This is a genomic window from Flavobacterium sp. (assembly GCF_040383245.1).
Lineage (GTDB): Bacteria > Bacteroidota > Bacteroidia > Flavobacteriales > Flavobacteriaceae > Flavobacterium.
In genome coordinates, this window is the sequence record NZ_JBEIDX010000006.1 from 92,549 (window position 1) to 105,854 (window position 13,306).

Consider the following 13,306-nt stretch of genomic DNA (forward strand, 5'->3'; position numbering starts at 1 on the left):
TCAGTAATTATATAGTGTGTTTAGGCTAATTCTTCGACTTTATCTACTTCAACTTTCAAATTATTAATGATAAAGTTTTGTCTGTCTGGTGTATTTTTACCCATATAGAATTCCAATAATGTTTCAATAGAAGTAGCTTTGTCCAACATTACAGGATCTAAACGAATGCTTTCTCCAATGAAATTCTTAAACTCATCAGGTGATATTTCTCCCAATCCTTTAAATCGTGTAATCTCAGGCTTTGGCTTTAATTTTTCGATAGCATTTACGCGCTCTTCTTCGCTGTAGCAATAGATGGTTTCTTTTTTATTTCGAACTCTAAACAAAGGTGTTTGCAAAATATACAAATGTCCTTCTTTGATCATCTCTGGAAAAAATTGCAAGAAAAAAGTGATTAACAGCAAGCGAATGTGCATCCCGTCGACATCGGCATCGGTAGCAATTACAATGTTATTATAACGCAAATCTTCAATACTTTCTTCAATATCTAATGCCGCTTGAAGCAAATTAAACTCTTCGTTTTCGTATACGATTTTCTTGGTCATTCCATACGAATTCAAAGGCTTACCACGCAAACTAAAAACCGCTTGCGTATTCACATCTCTACTCTTGGTAATTGATCCCGAAGCCGAATCTCCCTCGGTAATAAAAAGGGTACTTTCTAAACTTCTTGGGTTTTTGGCATCGGTTAAATGCACTCTACAATCACGAAGTTTCTTGTTGTGTAAACTCGATTTTTTAGCACGATCTTTGGCTAATTTTCGAATTCCGGAAAGTTCTTTTCTTTCGCGTTCTGCTTGCAGAATTTTACGCAAAAGCAAATCGGCTGTCTCCGGGTTCTTATGCAAGAAGTTATCTAATTTGGTTGTGATAAAATCATGAATAAAAGTACGAACTGTTGGTCCGTTTGGGCCTACGTCGTTCGACCCTAATTTGGTTTTGGTTTGCGATTCAAATACCGGCTCTTCCACTTTAATTGAAACAGCAGAAACTATTGATTTTCTAATATCAGAAGCTTCAAAACCTTTATTGTAATAATCACGAATAGTTTTTACTACCGCTTCACGAAAGGCATTTAAGTGCGTTCCTCCTTGAGTTGTATTTTGTCCGTTTACAAACGAATGATACTCCTCTGAATATTGTGATTTACTGTGCGTTAATGCTATTTCAATATCATCACCTTCCAAGTGAATAATCGGATATTGCATGTCATCTTCAGTGATTGTTTCTTCTAATAAATCTTTCAATCCAAAATCAGAGACATATTTTTCTCCGTTGTAGTATATTGTTAATCCGCGATTTAGATAACAATAATTTTTGAGCATTTTAACTACATACTCATTACGGTATTTGTATTTTTTGAAAATAACCTCATCGGCTACAAAGGCAACTTTGGTGCCTTTTCTTTTGGTAGACTCAACAATTTCTTCTTCTAAAACTAAATTTCCCTCAGAAAATTCAGCTGCTTTTTGTTGGTTATCTCGAACAGATTCAACTCGGAAATAGTTCGACAAAGCATTCACCGCTTTGGTACCCACTCCATTTAACCCAACCGATTTTTTAAAAGCTTTAGAATCGTATTTACCTCCGGTATTCATTCTGGAAACTACATCCACCACTTTCCCTAAAGGAATTCCACGACCATAATCGCGAACGGTAACCAGTTTATCTTTGATGGTAACTTCAATCACTTTTCCGGCACCCATGACGAACTCATCGATACAGTTATCGATAACTTCTTTTAAAAGAATATAAATTCCATCATCGGGAGAAGATCCATCACCAAGTTTTCCAATGTACATTCCGGGACGCATTCGGATATGTTCTTTCCAATCGAGTGAGCGTATATTGTCTTCGGTATATTGATCTTGTTCTGCCATTTTTAAATAAATCGAATTTAATTGCGTGCTGTTCGGATTGGTCTTACAGGATAAGTATCCGATTTGCTAATTTACTGAATTTCGACAGTATTAAAAAGGAGATTTAGAGAAGTTATTAAGAATGTTTTTGACAATTTTTGAATCTGAAAGAGAGAAGTTTGAAGAAAAAAAACACATAAAAAAACCGCAAAATTTCTTTTGCGGTTTTTGATTTATTTTAAGTGATTATTTCGTTTTGAGAAATGACTAAACGTTAAAACGGAAATGCATCACATCACCATCTTTTACGATGTATTCTTTTCCTTCTACACGCAATTTACCAGCTTCTTTTACTTTAGATTCCGAACCAAAATTTGAGAAATCTTCGTAGGCAATAACCTCAGCACGAATGAATCCTTTTTCGAAATCGGTATGAATAACTCCGGCCGCTTTTGGAGCGGTATCTCCGATGTTAATCGTCCAAGCGCGAACTTCCTTTACCCCTGCAGTGAAGTACGTTTGTAATTTCAATAGTTTGTATGCTGCACGAATTAATACCGCAGATCCTGGCTCTGAAAGTCCCATATCCTCTAAGAAAACTTGACGCTCTTCGTAGCTTTCTAACTCGGTAATATCAGCCTCAGCTCCTACTGAAAGTACAATAACTTCCGCTTGTTCGTCTTTAACTAATTCACGAACTTGATCTACATATTTATTTCCATTAACTGCCGCTGACTCATCTACATTACAAACATATAATACTGGCTTATTGGTAATTAACTGAAAATCTTGCATTAACTCTTCCTCATCATTATTTTGAGGAACTACGGTTCTTGCTGATTTTGCTTGCAATAATGCTTCACGAATTCGATCCAATAATGCTTTTTCTACTTGAGCTTCTTTATTTCCGGTTTTTGCTGCACGATTTACTTTTTCTAAACGTTTTTCAACAGTTTCTAAATCTTTTAATTGCAACTCGATATCAATCGTTTCTTTATCACGGACCGGATTTACATTACCGTCAACGTGCACGATATTGTCGTTATCAAAACAACGCAAAACATGAATAATTGCATTACACTCTCTAATGTTTCCTAAGAATTGATTTCCAAGACCTTCTCCTTTACTTGCTCCTTTTACCAAACCGGCAATATCTACGATATCTACTGTTGCCATTTGAACACGCTCTGGCTTCACCAATTCCTCTAAACGAGCAATACGTGGATCTGGAACGTTTACCACACCAATATTTGGTTCTATAGTACAAAACGGAAAGTTAGCACTCTGCGCTTTAGCGTTTGATAAACAATTAAATAAAGTTGATTTTCCAACATTTGGCAATCCTACAATTCCTGCTTTCATTCTGAATGTATTTTTTAAAAGTGCGCAAATATACTTTAATCCTAATTAGTATCAAAGTATTAAATAAAAGGAGTTCATTTAGATTGCTTAATTATTCTTTAGGATTTTGCTCTTCGCTTTGAATATCTTCTTTTGCTTTTCCTAGACTTTCTATAACCGCTTTCTCTTCTGCAGTAGAAACAAAACCTGATTCAACATCCCAATAATTCGTAAAAAAAGAAGTTTTCTTATTGATTAGAGATTTTCCTTTAAATATATTTTTATCATTGTATTCAAAAGGCTGTTTATCGAAATCTGTAATAACCATGTGATTTTTCACTTCTATTCTTCGATCTTTTTTCTTGTAGCGTTTTTCAAAACCAATTACTTCTTTTGAATTGGCTAAATAGTAAACATCACCATCCAATCGAAATGTGTTTTTAAATTCTAATTTATAGACTTTTCGACTAGCAAACATGCTCTCTTTATACTTTTGAAGTCTTTCTGAGGAAACATAAGAACTCAACTCAACAATTATTTTTTTATTACTATCATACACAATAATAAAATCGGATAGAATCCCTTGATATTCTGGAAATGGAACAATTTTAATCACTAAATAATCTTCATTTGAAGGATATGTTTTAATGGAAAAATCATGTGTTTTCTTAGCACTATTATCAAGTACTTCATCTAAATATTTAAACTGATAATAATTTTCAATAATATTGTTTAAATCATATCCTAAAATATTGGGATAAATGTCTCCATCTAAAACTCCAACGGCTCTATTTTGTTCTACTAAAATATCTGTTTTAATATTATTTTCATTTCCAAGTATTTGAAAATTAATCAATCCATCGTTAAAAAAAACTATTTCATTATCTCGTTTATAAAACTCCCGTAAATAGATTTTTAAATTCATCGGGATTGTAATTTTATCTTTAGAATTTTCAACAATTCTCTTTAAAATTTGTTGGGGATGATCTTTTGTGACAATGAATTCTTCGAGTTGTTGTGTATTAGGCTCCATAAAGACCACATTTTCATTTTTATTTAATGTGGCTATTTTAATAACAATGGTTTTATAAGACGAATGAATAAATTCCAAATCAGAACTTTTAGTTAAACTAACAAATGCTTTCCCGTCTTTATTAGTTAAAAATCCTTGTCGTGTTCTTAAAGCAGTTATGGTTACTTCTTCTATAGGCAAATCTGTATCAAAATCTTTTACAATAATTGTATATTCGATACTTTGTGAGAAAACCATCGAAGAAAAAAATAAGAATAAAAAAGTAAGTTTTTTTATCATAAAAATTTGCTATCTATCAAATTTAACGAAAAAATGTCAAAAACACACTTCTAATCCTATTTTTTATGGCTATAAAACAAAAAAGAGAACTTTCTATTGAAAATTCTCTTTGATTATTGATTTTAAAAACGATTATTCGTTATGTAAAAATGATTGTCTGTTTAATAACGTTTCTTCGCTCTCCACATGATTATCATCTGGCACACAACAATCTACTGGACAAACCGCAGCACATTGTGGTTCTTCATGAAACCCTTTACATTCGGTACATTTTCCAGGAACTATGTAATAAATATCATCAGAAATTGGAGTTTGAGCCGCATCGGAATCAACTTCTGTCCCATCGGGTAAAATTACTTTTCCGCTTAATTTTGTACCATCTTTCCATCTCCAATCATCAGCGCCTTCATAAATTGCTGTATTTGGACACTCAGGCTCACAAGCCCCGCAGTTGATACACTCGTCTGTTATTATAATTGCCATGTTTGCTTTTATGTTTAGAAATTAGAATTCAGAAAAACTTGATATTCTAATATAATGATTAATTTTGCGCTACAAAAATACAATGTAAACCAAATATAAACAAGTTACAAATGTTACAAATTGAAATAAAATCGAGTTTTGTTGAATTAGGAAATTTCTTGCGTCAATTTTCTGAAGACAGAAATACAAAAAAAGCTTCGGTTTTACAAAACGATTTGTTCTTTCACGATTTTGAAGATTTAATAACTCTTTCACAATCGCATAATGGCTGGTTTACCCCTGAACACGTTTACTTTAGCATTCAATCATGGGCAAAAGCATTAACGGAAGACAACTTAAATAACTGGATAAATCCATATGATTTCTCCAATACAACCACTAAAAAAGTAGGACTAGTTTTAGCTGGAAATATTCCCTTAGTAGGCTTTCATGATTTTCTTTCGGTATTAATTTCTAGGCATGATGTATTGGTAAAAACATCATCAAACGATCAATATTTATTAAAATTTTTAGCAAAATATTTGATTGCTATAGAACCAAAACTTAACTCAAAAATAACGTTTGTTGAAGGTAAATTAGAAGGTTTTGATGCTGTTATTGCAACAGGAAGTAATAATACCGCTAGATATTTTGAATATTACTTTAAAGATAAACCAAGTATTATTCGTAAAAACAGAAATTCTGTAGCTATTTTAAATGGAGAAGAATCATTTGAAGATTTAGTGCTATTAGGCGAAGATATTTTTAGATATTTTGGATTAGGTTGTAGAAATGTTTCTAAACTTTTTGTTCCTAAAGGTTATAATTTTGACAACTTCTTCAAAGCGATGTATGAATACCGCGATGTAATCAAATATGAAAAATATGCTAATAATTATGATTACAATAAAGCGGTTTTCTTAATGAGTAACTTTCAATTATTAGATAATGAATTTTTAACAATCAAAGAAGATAGTAGTTACGCATCCCCTATTTCTTCTGTATTTTATGAATTCTATGATAATTTAGAGGAATTAAATTCTCGATTACTAACTGAAACTGAACAAATTCAATGCATCGTCTCTAATTGTTTTGCTCAAAATTCTGTTGCTTTTGGACAAACACAACAGCCTAAACTTTGGGATTACGCAGACAATGTTGATACTTTAGCCTTTTTATCAAAAATATAATTTCATTTTTAATAATTATTACCTAATAATAAAACGTTTTCGTTAATAATATTATAGAATTATTATCAAATTAAAGGATGATATTTATTTGTTATTTACGAAATTTGTCGTTTTAAAAAAATATTCAAAAATAACTACTACCACAACAATGAAAAAACACAACTACAGTGCTGGTCCATGCATACTTCCTCAAGAAGTTTTTGAAAAATCAGCGCAAGCTATTTTAGATTTCAATAATTCTGGCTTATCAATTTTAGAAATTTCACACCGAAGCAAAGATTTTGTTGCAGTAATGGATGAAGCGAGAGCCTTAGTTCTAGAACTTTTAGGATTAGAAGGCAAAGGATATCAAGCCTTATTCTTAGCGGGTGGAGCCAGTTTAGAATTCTTAATGGTTCCATACAATTTGATGAAAGTAGATGGAAAAGCTGCTTATTTAGATACTGGGACATGGGCAAATAGTGCTACTAAAGAAGCGAAACATTTTGGAGAAACTATAGTTGTTGCATCATCTAAAGCAGAAAACTACAATCATATTCCAAAAGATTATTCAATTCCAAGTGATGCAAGTTATTTTCATTGTACGAGTAACAACACCATTTTTGGAACACAAATGAAATCGTTTCCTACTGTAAATGTTCCTTTAGTTTGCGATATGAGTTCTGATATTTTTTCACGCGTTTTAGATTTTTCAAAATTTGATTTAATTTATGCTGGAGCGCAAAAAAATATGGGACCCGCTGGCGCAACTCTAGTTGTTGTTAAAGAAGAAATTTTAGGCAAAACTGGAAGAACAATTCCAAGTATGTTAGACTACCAACAACATATTTCAAAAGAGAGCATGTATAACACACCTCCAGTGTTTCCAATTTATGCTTCACTTCTAACTTTACAATGGTTAAAAAAATTAGGTGGTATTGCAGCAATTGAAAAAATAAATGAAGCTAAAGCAGCTTTATTATATTCAGAAATCGACAGAAACCCTTTATTTAAAGGAGTTGCTGCAACTAAAGATCGTTCAAATATGAATCCAACATTTGTTTTAGTAAATCCAGAACATGAAGCATTATTTGACAGTATGTGGAAAGCTGCAGGTATTTCAGGTTTAGCTGGACATCGTTCGGTAGGTGGATATCGTGCTTCCATGTATAATGCTTTACCAATTGAAAGTGTTCAAGTGTTAGTTGATGTAATGAAAGAATTAGAAAATAAAATTTAGTAACTAGTTATTAGTAGAATAAAAATATATAGAATGAAAGTATTAGCAAACGACGGAATTTCAAAAAGCGGTATCAAAGCTTTAGAAAAAGGAGGTTTTGAAGTAATTACAACAAAAGTAGCACAAGAACAAGTGGCTAACTACATCAATACCCATGATGTAAAAGTTATTTTAGTTAGAAGTGCAACAAAAGTGCGTAAAGACATTATCGATGCTTGTCCAGGACTAAAAATAATTGGTCGTGGTGGTGTTGGAATGGATAATATTGATGTTACTTATGCTCGTGAAAAAGGATTACATGTAATTAACACACCTGCTGCTTCTTCTGAAAGTGTAGCCGAATTAGTATTTGCACATTTATTTACTGGGGTACGTTTTTTACATGATTCTAACCGAAATATGCCACTAGAAGGCGATACCCATTTTGAAGGATTAAAAAAAGCCTATGCAAATGGAGTTGAATTAAGAGGTAAAACTTTAGGGATTATTGGTTTTGGTCGTATTGGCCAAGCAGTTGCTAAAATGGCTCTTGGTTTAGGAATGAAAGTAGTTGCTGCTGATAAATTTGTGAGCGAAGCTATTATTCGTGTAGATTTTTACAATGGTCAATTTATTAATGTTGATATAAAAACAGAACCTTTAGAAGATATTTTTAAACATTCTGACTTTATTACATTACATGTTCCTGCTCAAGATGGATATGTAATTGGAAAAGAAGAATTTGCTCAATTAAAAGATGGTGTAGGAATTGTAAATTGTGCGCGTGGTGGTGTTATTGATGAAGTTGCTCTTGTAGAAGCTTTAGACAATAACAAAGTATTGTTCGCTGGTTTAGATGTTTTTGAAAATGAACCTACTCCAGAAATTAAAATTTTAATGCATCCAAAAATTTCATTAACACCACATATTGGTGCCGCTACAGGTGAAGCTCAAGATAGAATTGGAACTGAATTAGCAGAACAAATTATAAGTTTGTTGAAAAACAATTAAAACTATCATTAATGATTAAAAGCATCAATTTATTTGGTGCTTTTTTTTATCTTTATACTCTTAATTTTAAGCTATGAAACGTAGTATTGTACTTCTTTTTAGTGGATTTTTAATTCTAGTTGCTTGTAATGCTTCTCAGAGTAAGAAAAAAATTGAAGAAAAATCACAACTAGAAAGTGATACAATTCGCATAGCAAATAAAGAAATTGAGTACGAGGTTTTAATAATTGATGTTGGGTTTTCTTCTTGGTTTAATAGTAACGCAAAACCAAGAAATTATTATTCTAAATCATATTTAGAATCGAGAAACAGAGTTTGGGTATTGGAATGGAACAGAAGAGCAATGCTATCTTCACAATACAATCCAAATTTATATGAAATGACAATTAATTATGAAACTAATATTAATTACGGTTACGAAGTTAATTATATGCTTTACAATTATTTAGTTTATTTCCAACTCAAAAACAATCAAAAACTCGGTGGATTTTCACCAAGAATTTAAATTATGAAGAAATTAAAAGAACGCTGGAACGTAACCACAAATTTGCAATTAATAGTTATTTTTATCGTATTTGCAATTACTGGATTCAGTTCGTTACAATTAGCTAAACCATTTTTAACCTTAATAGGTATACCTGAAACGTTTCAACCGCATTGGCTGTACAGAGTTTTACGCATAATATTAATTTTTCCAATATATCAAGTTTTACTTGTTTTAATGGGATTTATTTTCGGTCAATTCACTTTCTTTTGGGAATTTGAAAAGAAAATGCTAAATCGAATGAAACTAGGTTTTATAGCCAATTATGTTGATTCCAAATTAAAAAAACAAAAGACCGACATTTAGTCGGTCTTTCTTATTATAACGGAATGTTACCGTGTTTTCTTTTGGGTGTATCAACCACTTTATTTTCTAGCATACTAAAAGCTTTTAGTAATTTTCTTCTCGTATCATGAGGTAAAATAACCTCATCAATAAATCCGCGCTGTGCAGCTGTGTATGGATTTGCAAATAACTCTGCATATTCTGCTTCTTTTTCTAATAATTTAGCAGCTGGATCTGCGGCTTCACTAATTTCTTTTTTGAAAATAATTTCAGAAGCTCCTTTTGCTCCCATTACTGCAATTTCAGCTCCTGGCCATGCAAAATTCATATCAGCACCAATGTGTTTTGAATTCATTACATCATAAGCACCACCATAAGCTTTACGAGTAATCACAGTAACTCTTGGAACAGTAGCTTCGCTAAATGCATATAATAATTTAGCTCCGTGAACAATAATTCCGTTCCATTCTTGGTCGGTTCCTGGCAAGAAACCTGGTACATCTTCTAATACTAATAATGGTATATTGAAACAATCACAAAAACGGACAAATCGTGCACCTTTAATAGATGATTTAACATCTAAACATCCCGCTAAAAATTTTGGATTATTAGCCACAATTCCAATACTTCTTCCACCTAATCTGGCAAAACCTACGATGATATTTTCGGCAAAATCTTTGTGAATTTCAAAAAACGAATCTTCATCTATGATATTTGCAATAACATCATGCATATCATAAGGTTTATTCGCATTATCTGGAACAATTGCATCTAACTTTTCTCGTTTTTCATCACCTAAAACATAAGGTATTTTAGGCGTTGTTTCTCTGTTGTTTTGCGGAACATAGCTCAATAATTTTTTAATATCTTCCAAACATTCTACGCCATTGGGAGATGTAATATGCGCTACACCCGATTTAGTTGAATGCGTGCTTGCTCCTCCTAATTCTTCCGATGTTACTTCTTCGTTTGTAACTGTTTTTACCACATTTGGACCCGTAACAAACATATAACTATTTCCTTCCACCATCATGGTAAAGTCAGTCATTGCTGGCGAATAAACAGCTCCTCCAGCACATGGCCCAAGTATTGCAGAAATTTGCGGAATAACTCCTGATGATTGTACATTTCTGTAGAAAATATCAGCATAACCACCTAATGAACGAACTCCTTCTTGAATACGAGCACCACCAGAATCATTTAGTCCAATCATTGGTGCACCACTTTTCAAAGCCATGTCCATTACTTTGCAGATTTTCTCAGCATGCGTTTCTGATAAAGAACCTCCAAAAACCGTAAAATCTTGTGCAAATACATAGACAACTCTACCGTTAATTGTTCCATAACCTGTAATTACACCATCACCATAATAGATTTCTTTTTCCATTCCAAAATCGGTTGTTCTGTGAGTTACTAACATACCAATTTCTTCAAAAGAACCTTCATCTAAAAGGTATTCTACTCGCTCTCTTGCAGTTAATTTCTTTTTAGCATGATGCGAAGCTATTCGTTTCTCGCCTCCACCTAATTTGGCTAAAGCTATTTTATCGTTTAATATTTTTATTTTATCTTCCATTTTCTTTCAATGAGTCAATTAGACAATTTGTCGATGTGCCAATTAATTTGGTAATCGTAACACTTTTTGGTCTTCAAGGTATTTTTGTAATGCAATCATTGCTGCGATTTCTGCTTCAATATCTAATTTTGATTTTAGTTTTTCGGCATCATAATAAGCTTTTACAAAACCGGTATCAAAATCACCAGAACGAAATGCTTCGTGCTCCATTACAAACTTTCCAAAAGGCAAAGTTGTTGCTACGCCTTCTACATGATAATTATCGATGGCTTTAATCATTAATTCGATAGATTCTTCGCGAGTTTTTCCGTAAGTTACTAATTTGGAAAGCATTGGATCGTAATAAATTGGCACATCCATTCCTTCTTCAATACCGTTATCCACACGAATTCCTTCGCCTTCAGGTAATTTATAAGTACTTAAAAAACCTACATTTGGTAAGAAATCATTCATAGAATCTTCAGCATATACACGAAGTTCCATAGCGTGTCCGTGAATTTTTAAATCTTCTTGTTTAATCTCTAAAGCTTCACCACGAGCCACACGGATTTGCAATTCAACTAAATCCAATCCAGAAATCATTTCTGTAACTGGATGTTCTACTTGTAAACGTGTATTCATTTCTAAAAAGTAGAAATTGTGATCGGCATCCATTAAAAACTCAACTGTTCCAGCTCCAAGGTAATCACAAGCACGAGCTACTTTAACAGCAGCTTCGCCCATTTCTTTACGTTTTTCAGGAGTTAAAATGCACGAAGGTGCTTCTTCCACCACTTTTTGATGACGACGCTGAATACTACATTCTCTTTCAAAAACATACAATACATTTCCATGACTATCAGCCATAATTTGGATTTCGATATGTCGTGGTTTGGTTACATATTTTTCAATAAAAACAGAACCATCTCCAAAAGCAGAAGTTGCTTCACTGATTGCACGATTCATTTGTGATTCAAAATCTTCTTCTTTTTCAACCACACGCATTCCTTTTCCACCACCACCAGCAGATGCTTTTATCAAAATTGGAAAACCAACTGCTTTTGCTGTTTTTTTAGCTTCTTCTACATCAATAATTGCATGATCTACTCCAGGAACCATGGGAATATCATATTTCATAACCGCTTCTTTGGCTGCTAATTTACTTCCCATCATTTCAATGGCTTTCGATTTTGGTCCGATGAAAATGATATTATTTTTTTCACATGCTTCTGCAAAAGAAGAATTTTCACTTAAAAATCCATAACCTGGATGAACCGCATCCACACCTAAATCTTTACAAACTTCGATAATCTTATCACCACGTAAGTAAGATTGACTTGAAGCTGCTTCTCCAATGCAAACGGCTTCGTCAGCATATTTTACGTGAAGAGCATTTCTATCGGCAGTGGAAAAAACAGCTACGGTTTTAATACCCATTTTTTTGGCGGTTTTCATTACTCGAATAGCAATTTCTCCGCGATTGGCAACTAATATTTTTTTAATTTCTTTCATCTTGATTTTTATTTCAGGTTTCAGGTTGAAAAAGTTTGTATTCAAAGTTAAAATGAGTCACTATATAAAATTGAAAACCATAACTTGAAACTTTAAACTTTTTATTCAAATTCAACTAATAATTGTCCTTTATCTACCGCATTCCCTTTTTCAACCGCAATAGATTTGATAACTCCATCACGTGGCGAAAGGAAACTATTTTCCATTTTCATAGCTTCAAGAATTAATAAAGGATCGTTTTCTTTTACGCTTTGACCAACTTCAACACTGATTTCTAGAATTAAACCAGGCATTGGCGCTTTGATAGCGTTAACCACTTTAGTTTTTCCTCGCTCAATTCCCATACTTTTGATTAATTCATCTAAAGCATTAGAAATAACAACTTCGTATGAATTATTGTTTATTTTAACCGTATATTTTTTGGAAATAAAATCTGCTGAAACTATTTCAGCTTTGTAAGGCTTACTATCTTTAAGTACATGAAAATTACTTTCAGCAACTTTAACAGCGTTTAATTTTGTGCTTTCACTTTCAGTAACTTCAAACGAAGTAGTATTATTTACTAAAAGTCTATAATTGACATCCATATGAGTTTGTTTTTAGTTGACGTAAACTTACAAAAAGAAAACGTTTGCGTAAATGATAAATCTCATAAAATTTGTAAAAATAATATAGCTAAATTATAACAAAAGTAACCCTGATTTCCTTAAAGTTTGAACAGGTTTACTATACCAAAACAATTCAAAATCAGCTAATTCACTCTCAAAATTCGCTTTTAATTGTGAAAAAGTGATTTTATGTTCTGCTTGAATTGAAAGTAATTCTAATACAGAAACTAACCATTCTCCTTCTGTTTTATTTAAAACTATATCAAATGTATGCGTTTTGTTATGAAACGTTAATTTAATCATTTCCCAAGAATTTCCTTTTTTGGATTTTGTAAAAGTTTCAACTTGCGGATTTTTTCCTAACCAAACAACTTTTGCATTTGGTTTTGTAGTGAAACTTTGTTCTTTTTCTAAACAATTAGATATAAA

At 32.4% G+C, this 13,306-nt stretch carries 12 protein-coding genes and 1 pseudogene; 5 read left to right on the forward strand and 8 right to left on the reverse strand.

Annotated features, from left to right (window positions below):
- Positions 1-20 precede the first annotated feature (20 nt).
- From ABWO08_RS04455 to ABWO08_RS04470, 4 genes are all read right to left on the reverse strand, one after another.
- The gene (locus tag ABWO08_RS04455) at positions 21-1,880 is read right to left on the reverse strand and encodes a DNA topoisomerase IV subunit B (protein ID WP_353083857.1); all 1,860 of its coding nucleotides are present in this window, start codon (positions 1,878-1,880) and stop codon (positions 21-23) included.
- Positions 1,881-2,126: 246 nt separating this feature from the next.
- Positions 2,127-3,221, reverse strand: a complete 1,095-nt coding sequence (gene ychF / locus ABWO08_RS04460) for a redox-regulated ATPase YchF (protein WP_353083858.1) — start codon at positions 3,219-3,221, stop codon at positions 2,127-2,129.
- 91 nt (positions 3,222-3,312) lie between these two features.
- On the reverse strand, positions 3,313-4,512 hold the full coding sequence (locus tag ABWO08_RS04465; protein ID WP_353083859.1) for a peptidase associated/transthyretin-like domain-containing protein: 1,200 nt from the start codon (positions 4,510-4,512) through the stop codon (positions 3,313-3,315).
- Positions 4,513-4,644: 132 nt separating this feature from the next.
- The gene (locus ABWO08_RS04470) at positions 4,645-4,995 is read right to left on the reverse strand and encodes a 4Fe-4S dicluster domain-containing protein (RefSeq protein ID WP_026726242.1); all 351 of its coding nucleotides are present in this window, start codon (positions 4,993-4,995) and stop codon (positions 4,645-4,647) included.
- A 110-nt stretch (positions 4,996-5,105) separates the two neighbouring features.
- Here ABWO08_RS04470 and ABWO08_RS04475 point away from each other — a divergent pair, with 110 nt between their 5' ends.
- From ABWO08_RS04475 to ABWO08_RS04495, 5 genes are all read left to right on the forward strand, one after another.
- Positions 5,106-6,164 (forward strand): acyl-CoA reductase, encoded by a 1,059-nt coding sequence (locus tag ABWO08_RS04475; RefSeq protein ID WP_353083860.1) that lies wholly within the window; start codon positions 5,106-5,108, stop codon positions 6,162-6,164.
- Positions 6,165-6,312: 148 nt separating this feature from the next.
- Entirely contained in the window at positions 6,313-7,383 is a 1,071-nt protein-coding gene (gene serC / locus ABWO08_RS04480) for a 3-phosphoserine/phosphohydroxythreonine transaminase (protein WP_353083861.1), read from the forward strand.
- 33 nt (positions 7,384-7,416) lie between these two features.
- On the forward strand, positions 7,417-8,373 hold the full coding sequence (locus ABWO08_RS04485; protein WP_324068840.1) for a D-2-hydroxyacid dehydrogenase: 957 nt from the start codon (positions 7,417-7,419) through the stop codon (positions 8,371-8,373).
- Positions 8,374-8,446: 73 nt separating this feature from the next.
- Positions 8,447-8,878, forward strand: a complete 432-nt coding sequence (locus ABWO08_RS04490; RefSeq protein WP_353083862.1) for a DUF6146 family protein — start codon at positions 8,447-8,449, stop codon at positions 8,876-8,878.
- Positions 8,879-8,881: 3 nt separating this feature from the next.
- On the forward strand, positions 8,882-9,223 hold the full coding sequence (locus tag ABWO08_RS04495) for a DUF6787 family protein (RefSeq protein WP_353083863.1): 342 nt from the start codon (positions 8,882-8,884) through the stop codon (positions 9,221-9,223).
- A gap of 13 nt (positions 9,224-9,236) precedes the next feature.
- On the opposite strand, the gene ABWO08_RS04500 is transcribed toward ABWO08_RS04495, so the two are convergent.
- From ABWO08_RS04500 to ABWO08_RS04515, 4 genes and pseudogenes are all read right to left on the reverse strand, one after another.
- Positions 9,237-10,778, reverse strand: a complete 1,542-nt coding sequence (locus ABWO08_RS04500; protein ID WP_324068837.1) for an acyl-CoA carboxylase subunit beta — start codon at positions 10,776-10,778, stop codon at positions 9,237-9,239.
- A gap of 42 nt (positions 10,779-10,820) precedes the next feature.
- The gene (locus ABWO08_RS04505) at positions 10,821-12,260 is read right to left on the reverse strand and encodes an acetyl-CoA carboxylase biotin carboxylase subunit (protein WP_353083866.1); all 1,440 of its coding nucleotides are present in this window, start codon (positions 12,258-12,260) and stop codon (positions 10,821-10,823) included.
- 110 nt (positions 12,261-12,370) lie between these two features.
- Complete coding sequence (locus ABWO08_RS04510; RefSeq protein ID WP_324068836.1) at positions 12,371-12,856, reverse strand: acyl-CoA carboxylase biotin carboxyl carrier protein subunit; 486 nt, start codon at positions 12,854-12,856, stop codon at positions 12,371-12,373.
- 93 nt (positions 12,857-12,949) lie between these two features.
- Positions 12,950-13,306, reverse strand: a pseudogene (locus ABWO08_RS04515) (radical SAM protein); the annotation flags it as partial.